The organism is Lysinibacillus sp. NPDC097287 (genome assembly GCF_044761695.1).
Taxonomy (GTDB): Bacteria; Bacillota; Bacilli; order Bacillales_A; family Planococcaceae; genus Lysinibacillus.
Window position 1 is genome coordinate 131,536 of record NZ_JBIWCX010000008.1, and the last position, 19,706, is coordinate 151,241.

Annotated in this window: 23 protein-coding genes and 1 other RNA gene; 11 read left to right on the plus strand and 13 right to left on the minus strand. The window is 34.8% G+C overall.

Translation table 11 applies throughout. The annotated features are described in order from the left end of the window. Positions 1-251: 251 nt before the first annotated feature. Positions 252-431, plus strand: a complete 180-nt coding sequence (locus tag ACIQ2D_RS13055; protein ID WP_402864668.1) for a putative motility protein — start codon at positions 252-254, stop codon at positions 429-431. A gap of 183 nt (positions 432-614) precedes the next feature. Here the strand turns inward: ACIQ2D_RS13055 and ACIQ2D_RS13060 are convergent, their stop codons facing one another. Then, the gene (locus tag ACIQ2D_RS13060) at positions 615-1,055 is read right to left on the minus strand and encodes a hypothetical protein (RefSeq protein ID WP_402864670.1); all 441 of its coding nucleotides are present in this window, start codon (positions 1,053-1,055) and stop codon (positions 615-617) included. A gap of 174 nt (positions 1,056-1,229) precedes the next feature. Here ACIQ2D_RS13060 and ACIQ2D_RS13065 point away from each other — a divergent pair, with 174 nt between their 5' ends. Continuing rightward, entirely contained in the window at positions 1,230-1,871 is a 642-nt protein-coding gene (locus ACIQ2D_RS13065; RefSeq protein ID WP_402864672.1) for a YfbR-like 5'-deoxynucleotidase, read from the plus strand. A gap of 234 nt (positions 1,872-2,105) precedes the next feature. Continuing rightward, the gene (locus tag ACIQ2D_RS13070; protein WP_402864674.1) at positions 2,106-2,618 is read left to right on the plus strand and encodes a zf-HC2 domain-containing protein; all 513 of its coding nucleotides are present in this window, start codon (positions 2,106-2,108) and stop codon (positions 2,616-2,618) included. Between the two features lie 448 nt (positions 2,619-3,066). Here ACIQ2D_RS13070 and ACIQ2D_RS13075 read toward each other — a convergent pair whose 3' ends face one another. Continuing rightward, complete coding sequence (locus ACIQ2D_RS13075) at positions 3,067-3,405, minus strand: zinc ribbon domain-containing protein YjdM (RefSeq protein ID WP_402864676.1); 339 nt, start codon at positions 3,403-3,405, stop codon at positions 3,067-3,069. Positions 3,406-3,650: 245 nt separating this feature from the next. Between ACIQ2D_RS13075 and ssrS the strand changes: the two genes are divergently transcribed. Both ssrS and ACIQ2D_RS13085 read left to right on the plus strand, forming a co-directional pair. Further along, positions 3,651-3,843: non-coding RNA, 6S RNA (gene ssrS / locus ACIQ2D_RS13080), on the plus strand. A gap of 781 nt (positions 3,844-4,624) precedes the next feature. Then, positions 4,625-5,098, plus strand: coding sequence for a DUF2975 domain-containing protein (locus ACIQ2D_RS13085; RefSeq protein WP_402864678.1), 474 nt, complete (start codon positions 4,625-4,627; stop codon positions 5,096-5,098). Positions 5,099-5,221: 123 nt separating this feature from the next. On the opposite strand, the gene ACIQ2D_RS13090 is transcribed toward ACIQ2D_RS13085, so the two are convergent. The 3 genes from ACIQ2D_RS13090 to ACIQ2D_RS13100 all read right to left on the minus strand — a co-directional run bounded on the left by ACIQ2D_RS13090 (position 5,222) and on the right by ACIQ2D_RS13100 (position 7,295). Then, positions 5,222-5,488 (minus strand): CPCC family cysteine-rich protein, encoded by a 267-nt coding sequence (locus ACIQ2D_RS13090; RefSeq protein WP_402864680.1) that lies wholly within the window; start codon positions 5,486-5,488, stop codon positions 5,222-5,224. Between the two features lie 473 nt (positions 5,489-5,961). Next, positions 5,962-6,384 carry a FosM family fosfomycin resistance protein gene (fosM, locus tag ACIQ2D_RS13095; protein WP_402864682.1) on the minus strand — a complete coding sequence of 141 codons (423 nt, stop codon included), beginning with the start codon at positions 6,382-6,384 and terminating at the stop codon, positions 5,962-5,964. A gap of 431 nt (positions 6,385-6,815) precedes the next feature. Then, entirely contained in the window at positions 6,816-7,295 is a 480-nt protein-coding gene (locus tag ACIQ2D_RS13100) for a hypothetical protein (RefSeq protein ID WP_402864684.1), read from the minus strand. Positions 7,296-7,476: 181 nt separating this feature from the next. Between ACIQ2D_RS13100 and ACIQ2D_RS13105 the strand changes: the two genes are divergently transcribed. Then, positions 7,477-7,830, plus strand: coding sequence for a hypothetical protein (locus ACIQ2D_RS13105; protein WP_402864686.1), 354 nt, complete (start codon positions 7,477-7,479; stop codon positions 7,828-7,830). A 158-nt stretch (positions 7,831-7,988) separates the two neighbouring features. Here the strand turns inward: ACIQ2D_RS13105 and ACIQ2D_RS13110 are convergent, their stop codons facing one another. The 5 genes from ACIQ2D_RS13110 to ACIQ2D_RS13130 all read right to left on the minus strand — a co-directional run bounded on the left by ACIQ2D_RS13110 (position 7,989) and on the right by ACIQ2D_RS13130 (position 11,844). Beyond that, positions 7,989-8,420, minus strand: a complete 432-nt coding sequence (locus tag ACIQ2D_RS13110) for a hypothetical protein (RefSeq protein WP_402864688.1) — start codon at positions 8,418-8,420, stop codon at positions 7,989-7,991. Between the two features lie 228 nt (positions 8,421-8,648). Beyond that, complete coding sequence (locus ACIQ2D_RS13115; protein ID WP_402864690.1) at positions 8,649-8,963, minus strand: hypothetical protein; 315 nt, start codon at positions 8,961-8,963, stop codon at positions 8,649-8,651. A 537-nt stretch (positions 8,964-9,500) separates the two neighbouring features. After that, the gene (locus ACIQ2D_RS13120; protein WP_402864692.1) at positions 9,501-9,704 is read right to left on the minus strand and encodes a cold-shock protein; all 204 of its coding nucleotides are present in this window, start codon (positions 9,702-9,704) and stop codon (positions 9,501-9,503) included. 349 nt (positions 9,705-10,053) lie between these two features. Further along, positions 10,054-10,383 carry a bacillithiol system redox-active protein YtxJ gene (gene ytxJ / locus ACIQ2D_RS13125; protein WP_402864694.1) on the minus strand — a complete coding sequence of 110 codons (330 nt, stop codon included), beginning with the start codon at positions 10,381-10,383 and terminating at the stop codon, positions 10,054-10,056. 246 nt (positions 10,384-10,629) lie between these two features. Further along, positions 10,630-11,844, minus strand: a complete 1,215-nt coding sequence (locus ACIQ2D_RS13130) for a NupC/NupG family nucleoside CNT transporter (RefSeq protein WP_402864696.1) — start codon at positions 11,842-11,844, stop codon at positions 10,630-10,632. A gap of 425 nt (positions 11,845-12,269) precedes the next feature. Between ACIQ2D_RS13130 and ACIQ2D_RS13135 the strand changes: the two genes are divergently transcribed. The 3 genes from ACIQ2D_RS13135 to ACIQ2D_RS13145 all read left to right on the plus strand — a co-directional run bounded on the left by ACIQ2D_RS13135 (position 12,270) and on the right by ACIQ2D_RS13145 (position 14,190). Further along, positions 12,270-12,695 (plus strand): SRPBCC family protein, encoded by a 426-nt coding sequence (locus ACIQ2D_RS13135; RefSeq protein ID WP_402864698.1) that lies wholly within the window; start codon positions 12,270-12,272, stop codon positions 12,693-12,695. Continuing rightward, positions 12,692-13,018 (plus strand): ArsR/SmtB family transcription factor, encoded by a 327-nt coding sequence (locus tag ACIQ2D_RS13140; RefSeq protein WP_402864700.1) that lies wholly within the window; start codon positions 12,692-12,694, stop codon positions 13,016-13,018. The genes ACIQ2D_RS13135 and ACIQ2D_RS13140 overlap by 4 nt, the downstream gene beginning before the upstream one ends. Positions 13,019-13,377: 359 nt before the next feature. Beyond that, positions 13,378-14,190: an SDR family NAD(P)-dependent oxidoreductase gene (locus ACIQ2D_RS13145; protein WP_402864702.1), complete on the plus strand. Its 813-nt coding sequence runs from the start codon at positions 13,378-13,380 to the stop codon at positions 14,188-14,190. 44 nt (positions 14,191-14,234) lie between these two features. Here ACIQ2D_RS13145 and ACIQ2D_RS13150 read toward each other — a convergent pair whose 3' ends face one another. The 3 genes from ACIQ2D_RS13150 to ACIQ2D_RS13160 all read right to left on the minus strand — a co-directional run bounded on the left by ACIQ2D_RS13150 (position 14,235) and on the right by ACIQ2D_RS13160 (position 17,382). Further along, a complete protein-coding gene (locus ACIQ2D_RS13150; protein ID WP_402864704.1) occupies positions 14,235-14,873 on the minus strand; it encodes a LysE family translocator in 639 nt (212 codons plus the stop codon). Positions 14,874-14,993: 120 nt separating this feature from the next. Beyond that, the gene (locus ACIQ2D_RS13155; RefSeq protein ID WP_402864706.1) at positions 14,994-15,773 is read right to left on the minus strand and encodes a YqhG family protein; all 780 of its coding nucleotides are present in this window, start codon (positions 15,771-15,773) and stop codon (positions 14,994-14,996) included. Between the two features lie 70 nt (positions 15,774-15,843). Beyond that, a complete protein-coding gene (locus ACIQ2D_RS13160) occupies positions 15,844-17,382 on the minus strand; it encodes a DEAD/DEAH box helicase (protein WP_402864708.1) in 1,539 nt (512 codons plus the stop codon). A gap of 352 nt (positions 17,383-17,734) precedes the next feature. Between ACIQ2D_RS13160 and ACIQ2D_RS13165 the strand changes: the two genes are divergently transcribed. Both ACIQ2D_RS13165 and ACIQ2D_RS13170 read left to right on the plus strand, forming a co-directional pair. Further along, positions 17,735-18,406 carry a carboxymuconolactone decarboxylase family protein gene (locus ACIQ2D_RS13165; protein WP_402864710.1) on the plus strand — a complete coding sequence of 224 codons (672 nt, stop codon included), beginning with the start codon at positions 17,735-17,737 and terminating at the stop codon, positions 18,404-18,406. A gap of 327 nt (positions 18,407-18,733) precedes the next feature. Next, positions 18,734-19,678 (plus strand): LysR family transcriptional regulator, encoded by a 945-nt coding sequence (locus ACIQ2D_RS13170; protein ID WP_402864712.1) that lies wholly within the window; start codon positions 18,734-18,736, stop codon positions 19,676-19,678. The last annotated feature ends 28 nt before the right edge of the window (positions 19,679-19,706 follow it).

A 19,706-nucleotide genomic window follows, 5' to 3' on the forward strand; every position in this document is an offset into this window, starting at 1 on the left:
TGAACTCTTATTCGCAAAGCAAAAATAATGCCGAATTCTACAAAGCAACGGATTCAATATTACAAATTATTACTATAAAAACAAAATTTTATACAATTTCAAGCATATTTTTAGCAACAAACACGATTTAATGAATTATTTACCTGAAATTACTACACTGATTTACTGTGATTTGATGAAAAATAACTGTCATCTTCAATTTGAAACTTTTGAATTTTAGTCGATATTAGTGAAAAGGAGGGGGTGTATTTATGGATATTAACTCAATTATGTCGTCACAACTTATGGAATTGCAGCAAACCGTACAAATGAGCGTGATGCAAAATGCCTTAAACTTGAATGCCTCTGCTGCTGTCGAATTACTCGAAGACATGCCACAACCCCAAGCCGCACACCCTTACAAAGGGACGGCCGTTGACATTTCAATTTAAGACAAAAAAATTGCCCTACGCATTTTTGCGAGGGCAATTTTTGTTCTATTGTTTATTTAATCTTATTAGATAGTTGAAAGTTAAAGCTCTATCGAACATATAATAACTACTTAACGTCGACAATTCTTGATTTACAAATGGCTTTCTTAAACATCAACATACTTACGTTTATTGTTCGATTTTTTACCATAATATAGGCTTTGCTACCATAAGCCATAACATAATGAGTAATAAAATAATATACATCCATATTTTGCGATGTAATTGTGCTGTAAATTGCGCTTGATTATAGGCAGGTGTATTAAATGTACGTAACGTTGGTTTAAAAGCACGTGCTAAAAACACAATAGAACCTAGCATAACAAGTACAGTGAGCACAACCCATGAAGTCGTCCAAGGGTAGCCTCCACGCCACATCAATAGTATTCCTGATGCGACAAGTACATGCCCTGCGTGCTTTACAATCGTAATAGTTGATTGAAATGTCCCAATATACGACGTCATCTCATCAAGCTGTGCTGTACGCATTTTTTTTACTATAGGTAATAATACAAAGAGTGGTCCAATCGAAAGAATAGCGCTCAAAATATGGCTATATAGAAGAAGCATATAAATTGATACCATTCTGTGTACCTCCCTTTTTAAATATGTCAGCTTATATTATAGCATCATCTAGTCACTACCCTGAGTCCATTTGTGAACCCTTTGTAAACACCTTGTGAATCATTATTAAATTGATTGAATTATACACAAAACGGGTATGGATTATAGTAACATGCACGTATAGAACAAAAAGGAGTGATTACTATAGGAATTCATCATTTTTTTACAAGTCTTAATGATTTAGAACGCATCATCCGCTGCCCAGGCCGCTTCAAGTTTGAAGAACACAATGTCGCAGCACATTCTTGGAAAGTGTCTCAGTACGCCATGTTTTTTGCAACACTCGAGGAAATGAACGGTGCTACTGTTAACTGGAAGTCCCTTTATGAAAAAACCATCAATCACGACTTTGCTGAAGTTTTTATCGGCGACATTAAAACGCCTGTGAAGCACGCAAGTCCTGAGCTTAAACAAATGCTTGCCCATGTTGAAGAGAAAATGATGGAAAAATTTATTATTAATGAAATCCCTGAGAAATTCCAATCTATATTTTTCGAACGGATGAAGGAAGGAAAAGATGCTACACTTGAAGGTCGTCTACTCGAATTTGCTGACAAGCTAGATCAATTCTACGAAGCCTTCGCGGAACTAAAGCGTGGTAATACTGATCGAGAGTTTGTTTATATGTATCAATCCGCTCTAAAAAAATTATTAGCAATACCTTTAGAAGCGACTGTTAAGTATTTCCGCAACGAAATATTAAAAGATGCCGTCCAAGAAGATACTCACATTGACATCCAGGCTTTAACAAACGAAATATTAATCGATACTAAATAACGCGCATGTATAAGTTTTCCGAATGAAATATTTCACGGGAGGCTTTTTTTATTTATCTCAATTACGCCATGGCGTAATTGTGCCCAGATTTTAATCTGATTCAGCAGGCTTTTGTATATCAGAAGAATTATGCATAACAATTGTATTCGATTGAAAATTATGGAGTTATAGATGACTGCTTAATCAGATTAAAAAAATATCGTATAATGAGGGTGGATGATTGGAGGGAAGTCCTTGTCACAGGAATGTTCAATAGTAGAAGATTTACTACCTTTATATCTTAAACGTGTTTTACAAAGTGACACTGTGCGCTTTATTGAAAACCATATAGCTTCATGTGAATGTTGCCAGCAGCTTATTTCTGCACAGCCAACACCTAGTCAAAAAAGACCGATGAAGCGCACATTGACATTTTTTCACCTAATATTTATTGTTTTGTCGTTTATGTTTGCATTGAACTCATCATTACTTGGCAACAACTTTAGCTTTATCGTATCGTACGCCATTTTCGGTTGCCTTACTTATTTATTTTACATAAACATTTGGATTGTCTTTGTAATAAGTTTCACCCCTGTTTTCGTTTGGGCGATCATCGATAATTTTAATACACCACTTTATATCACCCACTCTAGTTTTTCAGATATCGGTGCCCTACTGATTGGTGCTAGCTTTATTGCTATTTTACATACGATTTTTGCGTTACTTGGTTCAGCTATGGCCATAATTTTACGAAAGTTTTTTAAATGATAAAAAACATCTCTCCTAGTGAAAGATGCTTTTTATCATTTTTCAAACCAACTATCGACAAGCTTTTCATGCTATATAGCCTTTAACCACTGACCCTCATTTATGAAGTACAAAGAAAAAATTTGAAAAAATATTCTCTAAACGTTAAAAAGCCCAATTACCAAAATCGACATACAATTTAATTAGAAATAAGTATAATTTTAAGGTGAATTACACTTGTAGTAAGTATTTCAACGGAATTGTCAATTATTTTAAAATATGTAGTATATCAATTCTGAAAAATGAGCTAAGTCGAGGTTGAAAATACCCGTCGTTTTTACAAATGGCATGAAAAATACCATAAGCTCGACGAAAAATACCGGTATGTAAAAGTGTGTTACATTCGCTTCTAATACTTTATACGACCGTAAAGAAAGAGCCGCGATATGCGACTCTTTTGTAAGTTTGTTTATAATTTTTTAACGAATTCAGATTTTAGTTTCATTGCGCCAAAACCATCGATTTTGCAGTCGATATTATGATCGCCTTCAACTAGTCGAATGCTCTTCACCTTCGTACCAATTTTTAATGTCGATGAGCTACCTTTTACTTTTAAATCTTTAATTACTGTTACTGAGTCGCCATCTGCTAAAAGGTTTCCGTTTGCATCTTTAACAATCAATGCATCAGATTCTTCTTCTGTTGCATTTGCACTCCATTCATATGCACATTCTGGGCATACAAAGTTCACACCATCTTCGTACGTATATTCTGAATTACATTTTGGACAATTTGGATATCCTGCCATTTCCGTTGCCTCCCTTACTTTTTTGTTGGGCAAAACCCATATATGCACCTATCTTTACATACTCTGCCCGTTTTCGCAAAGATTGTTCGTATTTTTCGTTCGCACAAGTGAAAAATGTTTGAAACTAATAGCATTATTGCAACAATTCCCTTCAAGAAGTACCGTTGTTTCCAACCTTCGCCCATTGACTTTTTTTCGATATTCTACTTACTTGCAACTTCAAAAGACATGCCGTATCATATCATTAAAGGCTGCATTGTTCGTATAATATTAAGTTTTAACCTTTAAGCTGTAAAAGGGAGTTTTATTATTGGAGTTGGAATGACGGGCCTCACACTACGGTGCATGAGGATATACAGGATAACTTCTGCGAACACCCACTTTGAGGAGTGGTGGTTTAAAACTTTCTATAAGACATACGGCATACGCGGCTTTTACTACATAGCCTTTAATAGCAATGTATATAGAGCACTCTTACCTTAATTGGTAAGGGTGCTTTTTGTATAGTTTTTCAGGTTTGTCGCAAATAAATATTTAATTTAAATTCGCTAAACAAAATCAATAATAGTAAAGTGAAATCAATATCAAAAAAAGGCTATTTTCAAAAAGATTGTTGCTTATAAGAATCAACTTGTTTAACACAGCATAAAACCAGAGTTAATCCATAAAATGCGTAGAATCGACTCCAGTTTTTATTTTTATTTCGCAAATTGAATCTTTAATTAAAGCGCCCGATTGTTTAATAAACCTATACTCTTCTTTTATTCTTATACATCAGGATTTTCACTAGAGGCTTTCCACTCCAATTCATTTAACAGATTCACTGCTTTTGAGTTGAGTCAATCAATGAAAAATCTTCTTAATTTCAATGCTTCTAAAAAACATTCTTCGGCTTCATTTTGCCTCGCTAATTTCATAAGGCATTTATCTTTGTGTTGCTAGCCATACATGTGTATTTCTCCTTCTATTTATCAGAAACCTTTTTAGATTTCCAATCTAACCTTTTCACATAGAAAAAGCACAATTCTTGCATAGAATTCCTCACGATTGTTAGGTTACTTCATAATAAAATTTACAATAATTCAAGTACGATTCCCACATTACAATCAAATCAATATTTAAAACAATAAAAATATAATAAAAAACAAAATAAATTTATTGATAATCGATAAATGTTGTATTAAAATCATATAATCATTAAATCAGTGAGGTGCTTTAAATGAATGGTAAACTAGGTTCAACTTTTTTCTTAAGGGTTATTGCTTTTCTTATTGGAATTGCGGTACTTGCCGTGTGTATATTTTTGTTGCCTGAAGCAGCCAGAAGAGATGCTATAGTGCGTCCAGGAGATTACTCGATATATCCGTTGTTAATATGTGCGTATGGAGTATGCATTACGTTTTCTGTAGCTTTGTATCAAGCATATAAACTATTGAGTTATATCGATAGTAACCACGCTTTTTCCGAGTTATCCCTTAAATCCTTGAAGGTTATAAAAAAATGCGCTTTTACAATTATTTTCTTAATTTTATTAGTAATAGTTTACTTAAGGGTGTATGCCATATTCACAGGTGATGACCCAGCAGGTCCAATAGCACTTGGACTAATAGGGATATTAGCAACAGCTATCATCGCTGCCATTATGGACGTACTTCAAAAGCCAATAAAAAATATCCTAGAAAAAAAGAAATAAAAATGTAGATGTTTATTTTGTAGGTATAATATCTTCTTTCCCTATTAAATTAAATGGCTCTTAAATAAAAAATTGGCGTCTATTCTTTTTCAAGAATTGCGCCCTTTAGTTTAATACCGTTTTCTAAATAAACGATTTCCAATAAGGGTCTTTAATATCCTCTTCATTTGGTTTTCTTACATTTTCAACAAAGCGTTCCTCTGATGCTCCAAATTTAATAAAATTCTTTTGTGCTTGCTTTAACGAAACTTCATTTGCTCCACCTTCAAAATCTGGATTATGAAATTGAACCCCATCATCCTCCCAACCACAAATCTCACAAATATAGAAAGTATCTGATGGCTCTTCTGGTAATGTTTTATAGCCACAACAAGGACAAGTATATTTCATGTAATCACCCACTTTTAATGAAATTCCAACATATTTCTTCTTACATTAAATGTCCCTTTAATGAAAACGAGCGCTGATCCTTATTACAGAATCGCGCCCGATTGATTAACAAGCACTTCACACCCCCTTGGAAATGTATTTCCATATAAGAAGACTCCAATAAAGTAATAACAAAAAAATGTATATAAAGAAAAATATAGATTTACAACATTGAGAAATATACTGGATTTTATGCACACTAAACAGTACGCCATAATTATGTAAATATTGATGTATCAAGTGTTTACGCAGCCTGCATAAAAAACTGTATAAACAATGTTCATAGGAAAAGCCACGAAACGTTGATTGAACAGCGCTTGTGGCTTTTTAATGTGCGCCCAAACTTCCATTTGGGAACGTTATTCGGTTTATTTTTGTATGCTTTATAAATCCTTGTTGCACTAAAGCATCCGTTAGTTCAATAAGGAAATCTACTAATCGAAAAATTCCATATGTGCTTTTTCTTGTTTATAATATTCTATTCTATCTTGTAAAGTACCAGTATGAAACTCAAATTTATGACCATCTGGGTCAGTAAAATAAATAGATTTCTTATCTCTTTCATCCCTTGGACGACCTGATAAGATGTTTACATTCAATTCTTTTAGTTTGTCGTACATTTTATCAAATTCGGCTACTTCGATTGAAAAAGCAACATGTGTGTACGATTGGCTTATTTCATTACGAGGTATATCCTTTTCTACATTGAGGGCAAGCCACATACCATTTAAATCAAAATAGGCAGTGCTTCTACCTTTAACTAACAATTTAGCTTCAAGTACATTTTTGTAAAAATCAATAGAACTTTCTAAATTAGAAACTGAAAATAAATAATGATTAAGACCTTTTATCGACACCTTTACCACCTCAAAAATTAGTATTCTTACTTCAAATATACTGCCCGTTAGTTGAAGTATAACCTTCCCAAAGCGTCGTTTGGGGATATTTCTTTGCTTAACGTTGTGAATCCGTATAAATTTGGCTAGACCCCTTATTCAACAATCTGGCCCGATTGTTGAGTAAAGGAAAGTCCCCAAAGCGTCGTTTGGTAAAATTTCATTGAGATTCTATTTATATGTTACCGCCATTCAGAACAAGTGGATCGAACAGTCTTCTTTAAAATTACTTTTCGCAGCGTCTCAGAGCGTTATTTTCTAATAAAAACAGCGACAAACACTGATTCAACAGTGTTTGTCGCTGTTTGAAATGTTACCAAGCTTTTATTTAGGAACGTTTTTTTAAAATATGTATACAATATACTGCTCATTTTAATGAACTTTATTAAAAACTACTTAACATTCACTTCAATTTTATATGGCATCCCTAAATAACGGTATTGTATTGTTGCTTTATAAATCGGTTGTTCATTCAAGATAGTTAGACCATAAATTCTGTCATCTTCTTTTACTTGTTTTTTATCTTGTCGTTCATAGACCTCGCCAATTATGGTTCCTTTTTTTATTTTTGTGTCCATTAAACTAAAAAATTTATACGAAGCTACTTCTGAAGATGAAAAGTCATCCGTTACAATGAAAGCCTCGTCAGGATGAACGATTTGCATTTTCACTTCAGATGGTGTCTTGTCATTATTAACATATACTTCAGTAACTTGAATATCATTAAAACCTGTATTTCCTAATCCAATGATAACGGATGTATATTCACTATTGCTAGCGATAGTACCATATTCTAAAGGGGGATTTACCCTTAGACAAAATATAACGCCTATAAATAAAACAAGAATTAATCCCACTATTATTTTTTTCATTTTTATCCTCACCTCTTACTGAATATTATTTCGCTATATATATTCGGAATACCTTTAATATCTTCTCAAAGCGTGGTTTAGAAAGCTTTCCTCGTAGAGTCACCAAAATAAAGTGTAAAATTTTTTCTGAGTATAAGTGAATTATTGCTATAATTAAACTATCAATTTATTGGAGGGCATAATGAACGCGAAACAATTAAATGAGCAATTTTATGCAAAAAGGGGACTTGTTGGTACTGACGGTCATTGCATATGTGAGGATTGTGTTTTTTATGCGGAGCAAATTATGAAAAATGATGCGCTTGTCGAGTTTTTGCATACTAAAGGCCTCGATCCACGAAAAGCGGATGAAGTTTGGTGCTACACAGAAAAAGACGGATATAAGCATTACACAGTCGACTTTTTTGAAGTGTATGCGGATAAAGAAGAAACGCATACTTTTGGCAACGCAAAAATTTCATTTTACGTCAACATCTACGCTGAAAAAGAACAGCTTCTACACGTATGCGCAATCGATGTCGTTTTAAAAATGTAGTGTAACTATAAAATTTCCCAAAGCGTGGTTTAGAAAGCTTTCCTCGTAGAGTCACCGAAGTCTGATTTGGGAACGTTTATTAGGTTTATATTGTATACTTTATAAATCCTTGTTTCACTAAAGCATCTGTAAGGGAAGTAAGGATTAATTTAGTGAAATTACAACGAATTTTTCCTATAATGATTTTTCAGTAACGAATCCAAATAGATAGTGAGGAAACCAAAAAAACCAAGTACTATTTGGATTATGCTTAATACCAAAAATGCTGAAGTTGGTAAGTACCATTCTCCCAACAAAATAGTTGGTATAACCGTGCAAAAGAAAAATAAAGCTCCCATTGTGAAGGTCATTATAAATATTTTTTTATCTTTCTTTATAAATCCGTAAGTTGAAGCAATGCCATTTCCGATCCCAAAGACAATCATTCCAAATAAAGCTAAGCCCGCCCAATTATTAAATGGCAATACGCCTAGCCACTCTTGCGGAAATGTATCGAAAGCTCCTCTTCCTAAAAACATTGACACGCCCAAATAAAAAGCACCTAAAGACAATAATAAATTGTAAGAATTTAAAATATTTTTTATTATCATTTCCCCCTAACCCCCTTTATCTCTGTTATAAATAAACTGCTTCGTTTGTCCAATAACGACTTTAGTAAAGATCATTAATCAGTACAGTTAAAAAGAAAACACTAATATCTTTTGACGTATCAGCACATCTGCTCAGAGCAAAAAAGGTACTTAGCAATAATAATATTCTACCCCCTATTATTCATTTCCTCCCTTTAAGTACACCTTTACAAACTGGAATTTGATATTCTACTTTGCTGCCCTATCACGATATACAATCAGAGTAATTGCATTTAGTACGATGGTGATGATGAGAAGGGCTGCTGAGGCGAACGCTACGGCATACATTGTGTCCATAAGAGCACCCCAATCTTCAACTGTCACCTTATGATAGGTATAAAAAATCTGGAAACATAACGAAATAGCACAAACACTGATGCTCATAATGGAAAGAGCAATCCATTTCTTATTGCTATGTTTTTCATATCGCATCAAATTTACAACAGGAAGTATCCAAGCAATTAATCCAAGCACGAGGCTGCCAACATTAAGCCAATCACTCACATCTAATTCCCCTTTCAAAAATAAATTGCACGTTCTACAATAATTTTCCATTTGTAATTTTGACGGATTGTATTAGTAAAAGTTCCAAATTAAAACATAATTTTACTCAACATCCTGCTTTGTTAGTAAAAAAGCGTCTCCACTTGTTGTAGAAACGCCTCGTTAGTTTAACTAAAATTCCTAAAAGTCCAATAATTTTAACGACGTTTTTCGTTTAAAAAATAATAACATTAATAGAATTATTATAAGCCCCATCAAATGCTTAATAAAGACTCATTTAATGTACCTAGATACTCTCCCTCCATTTTATACGAGGAGATAGGGAGCGAGTTATAATGTTGACTCCGAAAAACATCGCACTAAACAACCCATACCACCAATTTTCCATCATATAATTTCCACTTAGTAATTTTTCCTCAATCAAGCTACGTCGTTAATTGAATAGCAACAATCTTTTAGAAAACAGCCTAAAATTTTAATAAAAAAGAGGCATCCCAATGAAAGGATGCCTCTTTTTTATGGTTACATCATTAAAAATTAAAGTTTTACGATGTTTGTAGCTTGTGGTCCACGTTGGCCTTCTTCTACTGAGAATTCAACTTTTTGACCTTCTTCAAGTGTTTTGAAACCGTCACCTTGGATAGCTGAGAAGTGAGCGAATACGTCGTTTCCGCCTTCTACTTCGATGAATCCAAAACCTTTTTCTGCGTTAAACCATTTTACTGTACCTTGTTGTGTCATTTAAATGACCTCCATTAATCGTATTAAATAATATCATATTTCTTCAAAAGAAAAAAAATGCAAATTTATTATAAAAAGAAAAATCATATTTGTCTAGTAAAAAGAGAACGCATTAACTATTAACGAAGCTCACAAAGTTAATACGTGTAATTCTGAAGATACTTCAGAATTAAGTACTTCCTCGATCTCCTCTATCTAACAAAGCATTACACGCTTCTCGAAACACCCGAATCTCCTTTTTACATGGCTAGCCATTACTTCCATCTTCGCAGTTTGGGACTTGACCCCTTTAGATTACGTCTATGATGGCGCGCAAAATCAGCAGATTACGGCATTAATATAAAAAATTTCATAAAATATATGTATCAATTGCTTCAGATAAAAGCGGGCGTTTTATTTTGTAATGAGTGGCTTGCCAAATACCTTTCCCTTCTTTCAAAATTAGAAGTTGTGGGGATTCATGTTTTACGCCAAGATCTTGTGCAATCACGTTTGAAACGTCCCTTTCTCTCTGCACAATGACTAAGTATTTAGGAAGTACTGTGTCTAATGCTTTAAATTCTTTTAAAGCAGATATGCTGCTAACGCATGTCAAACTGAATTTCAATATTAGTAATGGCTGTTCTTTCGATTGCTCTAATATTTTCAGCCACTCTTCATTCGTTTTAATTCGCTTCATTTGTATTTACCCCCAATCCCTCATTTTTAGCATAATTTAAAATCATTATATACCACACAGGGTATTGTGCGCTTATTATTGTATTGCAGGGGGTGTGTGCATATTTATCATAATGAATGCGTTATTTCTCAAAACTAAAAAGCACCTATTGCTTATTTACAATAGGTGCTAAAACTAAACTATATATTTTGTTTTATCAATTTCATCTAACATCCACCAATACACCTGACGTTCAGTGAAAAGAAGTTAGATAAACATTCCTGCAATTGCAGCACTTAATAAAGATGCCAACATACCTGCAGCAACAGCTTTAATTCCTAAACGTGCAATATCTTGGCGGCGACTTGGTACCATTGAACCTAAACCACCTAGTAAAATCGCCATTGAGCTTAAATTCGCAAACCCGCATAATGCGAAGCTGACTACAATAACTGTTTTATCTGATAGATCTGCAATAACCGGAGCAAATGATGAATAAGCAACGAACTCATTCAACACAAGCTTTTGCCCGATAAAGGAACCTGCTGTAATAGCTTCCGACCATGGTACACCAATAGCAAATGCCAAAGGAGAAAATATAAAACCTAAGATTCCTTCAATTGTTAATCCTTCAAATCCAAAGAAACCGCCTATGCCACCAAGTAGCCCATTAAGTAATGCAATAATACCAATGAAAGCCAGTAACATCGCTCCGACATTCACTGCGAGCTTCATACCATCACTCGCTCCGCGTGCCGCTGCATCAACTACATTCGCGGCTTCTTCGTCTTTTGCTAACTTAAAGTTTCCTTCGTCCACAGTTTCAGTCTCAGGAATGAACATTTTAGCCATAATCAACCCTGCAGGAGCAGCCATAAAGCTTGCAGCAAGTAAGTATTCTAGAGGTACACCTAACAACGCATACCCTACTAGAACGGAACCAGAGACTGATGCAAGCCCTCCTGTCATAACAGCAAATAATTCAGATTTTGTCATTTTCGCGATAAATGGTCGAACAACAAGTGGTGCTTCTGTCTGCCCAACAAAAATGTTAGCTGCTGCTGACACTGACTCAGCCTTACTTGTCCCAAGGAGCTTCGAAAGCGCTCCTCCAATGATGCGAATAAAGAACTGCATTATTCCTAAATAATATAGCACTGAAATAAGGGAAGAAAAGAAGATGATCACGGTTAACACTGAAATCGCAAAAACCATCCCTCCCATATTTTCTGTATCTGCTAATGGACCAAATAAGAATCCAATTCCTTCATTTGCATACGATATTAAATTTGACACACCGTTAGAAAGAGCGAGAAGTGCCTGGCGACCTGTTTCCCATTTTAAAACGATAAACGCAAACAAAATTTGAATCGTTAAACCAGCTAGAATTGTTTGCCACTTAATCGACTTCTTAGCATTTGATAAAAGGAACGCAATACCTAAAACAATAAGTATACCGCCTATTCCCCATAGTATGTTCATAGTAAACACCTTCTTCATATTTTTTAGGAAGAAAACGCTTCCTTTTTAAAATCTATTTACAGACATCTGACGACAGACTTTTCAAAATGGATTTTAACAAAAAGCCAGAGGGTTGTAAAATGAATAATGATTCCTATTTTTCAGTTAAAAAACTTCTGCAAATTTCTTGAAAAACCATTTTTCTAGTTACGTACTGACTTTGGTTAGTGTGTCCCCAAATTAGTTTCGTCATTACATAAATCTTCAAAAGAACGCGGGAAATTTTTATAAATTTCAATTATGTTGCAGGTTTAGAACAACATAATTCTGCTCAATCCGGCTAAAGAAATGAACATTTTAATTACACCATCTCCTTGACATATAACCCTAAGGTGTTACATAATTACAACACCTTAGGGTTATACTTTTTTAAAAGGAGTTTTTATATGACTGAAAAATTACAAAATATTGTAAAGACAATTACGTTAAATGCACCAATTGAAAAGGTGTGGAAAAAAGTTACAGACTCAGAGCAAATAGCTAAATGGTTTATGCCAAATGATTTTAAGCCTGAAGTAGGACACGAATTTACAATACAATCCCCATTCGGACCATCACCTTGTAAAGTTGAACAAGTAGATGCGCCACATTATGTACGTTTTGCTTGGGATACTGATGGTTGGTTTGTGACATTTGAGTTAAAAGAAATCGGCGAAAATACTGAATTTACGTTAACACACGGTGGTTGGAAAGAAGCTTCACATATTGTGCCGAAAGCAAACATAGCCGTCAAAGATGTTCATAGAAATATGGATGGTGGCTGGTCAATGATTATCGGACATAAATTAAAAGAGGCAGTGGAAGCGGAGTGAACCAAGCCGCTGAAAAGCACGATGTATTTCAAGCAATAGCTGATCCTACAAGACGACATGTATTGGAAATTCTTGCGGCAAGCGACAAACCAATCGCCGCAATTACTGAGCATTTTTCCATCAGTCGAACAGCTGTCGTAAAACATCTAAAAGTTTTAGAAGAAGTCAAACTTATTTCCGCACAAAAAAGTGGTCGTGAGAAGATATATACACTACATGCAGAGCGACTGAAAGAAATCGAAGACTGGTTACAATACTTTGAGCTGTTTTGGGATAATAAATTGGCACAACTGCAACGTATAATCGACCATGATACCCAATAAACTACTTTGCCTACATGAGAGCTTTCCACAAAACTTAATATCTATTCTTTGGAACTTCACGGTGACCTCTCTAACAAATACCGTGGAGTTTTTTATTTGCTCAATAGTCGGTGGACTTACTAAATCTAAAATCACTTGAATTGATATTTTCTATTTCACCAGTTCTGTGTTTTCTCGAAAATACTGTACAAAAAATCCCGTTAGCAAAAAAAAAACATTCGGGCATATTTGTTTAATTGTTAATAATTTAATGCTAAACTATCAAATGTGACAATAATATGAATAATGACGGAGACGAGTGTAAGGTACATATATTCCATTACATACTCTTTTATCGCTTATTGCAGGAGGAATTTCTTATGAAACGTGTAGAAAATAAAGTAGCACTAGTTACTGGTGGCGCATCAGGAATTGGTTTATCAGCAGCAACATTATTAGCAAAAGAAGGCGCGAAAGTTGTTATCGCAGACTATAATATCGAAGGTGCAAAAGAACTTGCAGAAACTTTAGTAAAAGAAGGTTATGAAGCATCAGCAGTATTCCTTGATGCAGGTGACGCACAATCTATCGAAGCAGCGGTTGAATTCACTGTTGAGCAATATGGCTCACTAACAGTTCTATTTAATAACGTTGGTGGTACTAGTTTACGTAAAGATTTAGACGTTGTGAATATTGATTTAGATGAATGGGATCGTTTAGTAAACATTAACTTAAAATCAGTATTACTTGGTAGCCGTTATGCTATTCCTCATATGCAAAAAGCGGGAGGCGGTTCTATTATTAACACTGCCTCAATGGCTGGATTTGCAAGTGATCAAATCCGTACGGCTTATGGTGCAACAAAAGCGGGTGTTGTAAATATGACTAAATATATTGCAACTCAATACGGTAAAGACAACATTCGTTGTAATGCAATCGCACCTGGCCTTATTTTAACTCCAGCTGCTAAAAGTAATATTCCACAAGATATGCTAGATATCTTTATGAAGTTTAATGCTCTTCCATACCATGGTGAGGCAGATGATATCGGTCACGCAGTAGTATTCTTAGCTTCTAATGAGTCTAAGTTCATGACTGGTCAAACACTTCAAATTGAAGGTGGCCATTACCTAGCTAACCCAACAATTGCAGATACAAATAATTGGGTGGCAGAGCAACAAGCTAAAGCATAATTAACCATTAATTTTGCAATAGTTTAAATTAGAAAAGCCCACAATTAGTGGGCTTTTTCTAATGCAAGCTTTATACCGAATCCAATTAATATTGTACCTGTAAGACCTTCGATGATTGTTTTCGTTTTCGGCTTTTTCATAAAGGCACTGATTTTATCCAATAAGTAGACATAAAAAACAAACCACATAGCCGTTAAAGCTGTATAGATTACGCCCATCGTTAAAAAAGGCAAGAATGTATTACCTGTGCCGTCTACAAATTGAGGCAAAAATGTTAAGAAAAATACAGCAACTTTTGGATTCGTAATATTCGTTAAAAATCCTTGTTTAAAAGAAGAATGGCTATCGTATTTATCATCAGTTATCGTTTCATCATTTTCTTCTATTTGTTGCGAGCGTAATGCTTTTAGTGCCCATAAAGTTTTAACACCTAAATAACATAAATAGACTGCTCCCACGTATTTTAAAATCGCGAATACGTATGCAGATTTCACAATAATTGCAGAAAGTCCAATGACTGCAGCGAACGTATGAATGAGTAAACCACAGCAGGAACCGATGATGGTTTGTAATCCACCCTTCTTACCAACAGTAAGTGTATTCTTAGTCGCAATGGCTGTATCAGGGCCTGGTAAAATAATAAGCAAAATACACATCACTAAAAATAACGAAACATTCACCACCGTCAAATCCCCCCCTTACTTCATTAGAAATCAGAAAATTACATAAATTATATTACCACAGATAACTAAACGCAAAAAGAGCCAGCTCAAAAAAGAATCTTTAAGCCAACTCCTTCACTTTCATGTTAAATAAAATAACCCACCATTTATAATTTCAATTTTAATTTTCGCATCGTATTGTTCTTCCAATGCCTTCTTTTCAATTTCATAACACTCTGGCTTTTGTTCTACACCTTCATAAAAGTACTCTAATACTCTTTGACTCCTTTGCCACCTTCTGCCGGCCTCTTCTGCCCATGTGTGATCATCTTTTTGAATAAGATCTTCAACTATTGCATCTAACCGTTGAAGGGCACGTATTGGTTTTATAATATATTGGACTTGAAATGCATCCTCTGAATTAACTGAATCTAAATCCATATCTGTTAATGTTTCCTGAAAATCTTCAGTAACCTCACCTGTCATTAGGTTAATCCCAAAAGAATAAAGCATTTCTTTCGTTTGATCGCTACAATACGATACTTTATAATTCACACCAAGCCAAGGCGTTAATAGAGGTTTGGTTTCAAACCTCTCCACCTTCTCAAACATTTGTACAAATGCTCCCAACTCTTTAGTTGCTTGAAATAATTGACTAAGCCGAGGCGAACCAAAATATATTACTTCACCTAGGATTTTCTCTTCAAGTCTATTTTGGTCTGTAATAAATGTTACTTGAGCTGGATTTGGTTCCCCATTTGTAGCTTCTACATACTGCCAGTAAAAAGGACGATTCATAATTTTCTTATCCATATCAATTGTTAATTGAACCGTGATGTAATGATCACTATCGCCCAAAATATAACAATTATTTTCTGTGAAAAATTGCTGCAAGTAACTATGAACTTGTTGTGGATACATTTATATCCTCCCCTTGCGAACCCTATTTTTTTGTTTTCGGGTAAAATAATCCGCTTTGGAAACCATCATCTCAAATTGTCTTTTTAAAATTTGTTAAAATATCGTCTAAATCTCCCACTACTTTTTCAAAAACACCAATTTTCGTATTAAGTAATTCCAATATATTGTTTTCAATTGTGTTTTCGATGGCTAGATTGTAAATATGAACATCATGTTCTTGCCCTAATCGATGCACACGTCCAATGCGTTGTTCTAACTTCATGGGATTCCAAGGTAAATCGTAATTGATAACATGATGACAAAATTGCAGGTTAATCCCTTCTCCACCCGCTTCTGTAGCGATTAATACTTGTGCTTGTTCCTTAAATATATGCTTCATATAGTCGCGTTTGTTTTTATTAAACTTCCCGTTAAAGAGCACACTAGTTACACCTTTTACATGGAGATACCATTGTAAATAGATTTGAGTTGCTCTATATTCGGTGAAAATAATGACCTTGTCATTTGCTTGAGCTATAATTTCCAAAACCTTTTCCGCTTTTGAATTGATTTCCAATGCCATTAGCTTTTCGATAATGCCATCAACATAAGCCAATTCATCTGATTCTACACAGTTTTCACGCATTTTAGTTAAGGTTAGGCAAGTAGCTTCCTTACTACTGCACATTTCTTTTTGGAGTGTAATCAATGAAAAAGAACCTGAAAAAACTGACGACACATCTTTAAGCCCTACAAGTAAATCGTAAACTTCCTTTTCTTCTTTTGTAAATTGGATAGGTATTGTTTGAACACGACGATTTGTCCACTCTATCCCAGTATCTTCTCTTCTATTTCTGACCATTACTTGGTTGACCAAAGCTCTTAAGTAGTCATCATGTTCTAGGTCATGTTTACTCGCTGAAAATGCAGATTGGAACGTTTCGTAATTACCTAGATGACCAGGTTTTAATAAAGAAATCAGGTAATAGAGCTCAAATACATCGTTTTGAATTGGTGTGGCCGTTAACAGCAAGCAAAACTTCTTCTTTAAACTCTGAACAAACTCGTATATTTGAGTTTTATGGTTTTTTAGCTTATGCGCCTCATCAATAATATACATGTCAAAATTTTGTGCATATACAAGCTCTCGATGTGGGCTTTTTTTGGCTGTATCCATACTCATTACAATAATATCGTAGCGATCTATCGGGTAATTTTTTTTATAAGGAATTGCGGGAATGTGAAATTTTTGGTTTAATTCTTCCACCCATTGGTTGATAAGCGACGCTGGCGCCAAAATTAACGCTTTTTTCACAAGACCTCGAATAAGATACTCTTTCAATATCAAACCCGCTTCTATTGTTTTACCAAGCCCAACTTCATCTGCAAGAATAGCTTTGCCATTCATCCTTTCAATAACCGTGCTAGCTACTTCCAATTGATGTGCTAGAGGCGTTAGATTTGGTAAATATTTAGCCGATTGAAGACCTGAAAATTCGGTAATTAAATTCGTTTTTACTATTTCGTAATTCATCTTATATAGCGTCCAACTGTCCCATGTCTCGGGATTATTCAATCTATCTATGAAGCCTTCTTCCCACTCGGACGACCTTTCAATGATCATGATCATCACCTCATGCAATTATTTCTTTTGTTATGTTGTCCAAAAAAGAAGAACCTATGTTAAAGAGTTACTTTTAAGCGTTTCTCAGCCTATTATTCTCACTAAACAAAATGTTTCGCATCATTCTATGGATATACTTAGAAAAGGTTACTACATAAATTTTAATTATTCAAAATAATTTGACATTAAAAGGTATTTTATATATCATTTAGTAAAAATGAGTGCGCAACCATTTTGTTCTACAAGATACACCTATCTAATTAGATGCAATCCAATAAGAGATTTTAGTAATTATTTTTATTGAGGACTATAATTTTTGCTTATAAACAAAAATAGTAAATGATGAGGAGCGTGTTCCATGTCAACTGAAAGTCTATATCAAAAAAATTATTTCAATCGCTTAGGTGAATTTGCTGATCTTGCACCTGAGGCATTTAAAGCTTTTGTTAAATTTGATTCACTTGCATTAAAAGAAGGTGTTTTATCTACAAAATTAAAAGAATTAATTGCGGTAGCTGTTGCACATACAACAGGCTGTCCTTATTGCATAGAGCTTCATGTAACACAAGCTAAAAACAACAATGCTTCAAAAGAGGAAACCGCTGAGGCTATTATGGTTGCTACTGCCTTAAAAGCTGGTTCTGCACTTGCCCATGGCGTCAATGCATTAAATGCCTATGATGGCGAAGAGGGAGAAGAACTTTATAAAGAACAGTATTTCTCTCGCTTAAAAGAGTTTTCAAGCTTACAACCCGATGCCTTTAAAGCCTTTATCAATTTTGATACACAAACAATGAAGGATGGACTCCTAACAGGACGTGAAAAAGAATTGATTGCAATTGCTGTGGCTCATACCACTGGCTGTCCTTATTGCATTTCTTTACATGTACAGGGCGCAAAAAAACTAGGCGTTACAAAAGAAGAAGTTGCAGAATCCATCATGGTCGCAACTGCCTTAAAGGCTGGCTCTGCACTTGCACACGGTGTAAATGCATTAAATGCCTTCGATCAAGTTGCCCAGCTTACCTAAACAAATCAAAACCCCCTTCGTAGAATAAGTGAAGGAGGTTTTTTTAATGCTATACTTAATTCATCAATTCAACTTACAATGAGCAAATTAACAAACCCTATTTTCCACATAGTAAACTTTTGGAGTGGAGGCTAGGCGACTCCTGGGGGAACAGCGTCCTAGATGAGATCCTGAAGCGAGCTTGCGAGTGAAGCGGCTCATCGGACGCCGCCCGGAAAACGCCCGGCCGGAACGAAAATCACCCTCTATCCCTTTTAAAAAAGATTAGATATTTTTAGTATGTAATTTTGCTCATATCGAGAATTCAATACAAAAGAAGGTATGTAAATGGAACTTCGACAACTCGAATATTTTATGACGCTGTGCAGAGAGCTTCATTTTACTAGAGCAGCGGAAAAATTGAATATTTCACAGCCAACACTGAGCCACCAAATAAAAGTACTCGAAAATGAAGTTGGCGTCCCATTATTTGACCGATTAGGTAAGAAAATTGCCATTACTAATGCCGGAGAAATTTTATTAGAGCAGTGTGGACATATTTTCCGTGCTTTGGAAAATACAAAAGATCAAATTAATGATTTGAAAAGCTTAAACGCTGGAAATTTAGTTATGGGCACATTACCAGGGGAGCTTACAAACCTAGTTTCGGAGCAGTTACTGAGCTATCATTGCAAATATCCAGATATTCAAGTTAGTATCAGCAGCTCTGATGATTTATTATCACTGTTGAAGGATAATAAGGTTGATTTTGCGATTACTTATACAAAAGAACATTTTGATTACGAGGAAGAACAGCTCGTGAAAATTCCGTTATTTACCGAAGAACTACTCGTTGTTGCACATACAAACCATCCAATATTAAGTACAGAAACTGCGCAATTCAAAGATGTGTTACAGTACCCGCTTATTTTATTCCCTACTATGCAACAATGTCGTAAAGTGATTGATGGTGCTGCGCGCAACGAAAATTTACATGTCACACCAAAATTAGAAACAGCGAGTACGAATGCGATTTTTACTTTCGTAGAGCAAAATGTTGGTGCAACCATTATTTCAAAGTCACTTTATAATCTGCATAAGACTGAAACTATTTGTGCGCGCTCTATTTGCAATCCTCCGTTAACGCGAGAAGTTATACTACTATACCGCAAAGATAAATTCATCAATTTTTGCGCTAAAGCCTTTATCCAACTCTTCGTTGATGAATTAGCAAATATGGGCATGTATGTACCTGAAAAAAGTCTCCAAGATATGCGGTCGTTGCTTACATAAGTGCTATAATCGTAACAACAATATTAAT

Excerpts from the sequence above, each read along its gene's own strand:
- ACIQ2D_RS13120 (WP_402864692.1), bottom strand. The coding sequence starts at position 9,704 with ATGACACAACAAGGTACAGTAAAATGGTTTAACGCAGAAAAAGGTTTT.
- ytxJ (WP_402864694.1), bottom strand. The coding sequence starts at position 10,383 with ATGAAGCGAATTAAAACGAATGAAGAGTGGCTGAAAATATTAGAGCAA.
- ACIQ2D_RS13165 (WP_402864710.1), top strand. The coding sequence starts at position 17,735 with ATGTCAACTGAAAGTCTATATCAAAAAAATTATTTCAATCGCTTAGGT.
- ACIQ2D_RS13075 (WP_402864676.1), bottom strand. The coding sequence starts at position 3,405 with ATGGCAGGATATCCAAATTGTCCAAAATGTAATTCAGAATATACGTAC.
- ACIQ2D_RS13055 (WP_402864668.1), top strand. The coding sequence starts at position 252 with ATGGATATTAACTCAATTATGTCGTCACAACTTATGGAATTGCAGCAA.
- ACIQ2D_RS13100 (WP_402864684.1), bottom strand. The coding sequence starts at position 7,295 with ATGAAAAAAATAATAGTGGGATTAATTCTTGTTTTATTTATAGGCGTT.
- ACIQ2D_RS13155 (WP_402864706.1), bottom strand. The coding sequence starts at position 15,773 with ATGTATCCACAACAAGTTCATAGTTACTTGCAGCAATTTTTCACAGAA.
- ACIQ2D_RS13110 (WP_402864688.1), bottom strand. The coding sequence starts at position 8,420 with ATGATAATAAAAAATATTTTAAATTCTTACAATTTATTATTGTCTTTA.
- ACIQ2D_RS13170 (WP_402864712.1), top strand. The coding sequence starts at position 18,734 with ATGGAACTTCGACAACTCGAATATTTTATGACGCTGTGCAGAGAGCTT.
- ACIQ2D_RS13090 (WP_402864680.1), bottom strand. The coding sequence starts at position 5,488 with ATGAAATATACTTGTCCTTGTTGTGGCTATAAAACATTACCAGAAGAG.
- ACIQ2D_RS13135 (WP_402864698.1), top strand. The coding sequence starts at position 12,270 with ATGACTGAAAAATTACAAAATATTGTAAAGACAATTACGTTAAATGCA.
- ACIQ2D_RS13060 (WP_402864670.1), bottom strand. The coding sequence starts at position 1,055 with ATGGTATCAATTTATATGCTTCTTCTATATAGCCATATTTTGAGCGCT.
- ACIQ2D_RS13105 (WP_402864686.1), top strand. The coding sequence starts at position 7,477 with ATGAACGCGAAACAATTAAATGAGCAATTTTATGCAAAAAGGGGACTT.
- ACIQ2D_RS13085 (WP_402864678.1), top strand. The coding sequence starts at position 4,625 with ATGAATGGTAAACTAGGTTCAACTTTTTTCTTAAGGGTTATTGCTTTT.
- ACIQ2D_RS13160 (WP_402864708.1), bottom strand. The coding sequence starts at position 17,382 with ATGATCATGATCATTGAAAGGTCGTCCGAGTGGGAAGAAGGCTTCATA.
- ACIQ2D_RS13145 (WP_402864702.1), top strand. The coding sequence starts at position 13,378 with ATGAAACGTGTAGAAAATAAAGTAGCACTAGTTACTGGTGGCGCATCA.
- ACIQ2D_RS13130 (WP_402864696.1), bottom strand. The coding sequence starts at position 11,844 with ATGAACATACTATGGGGAATAGGCGGTATACTTATTGTTTTAGGTATT.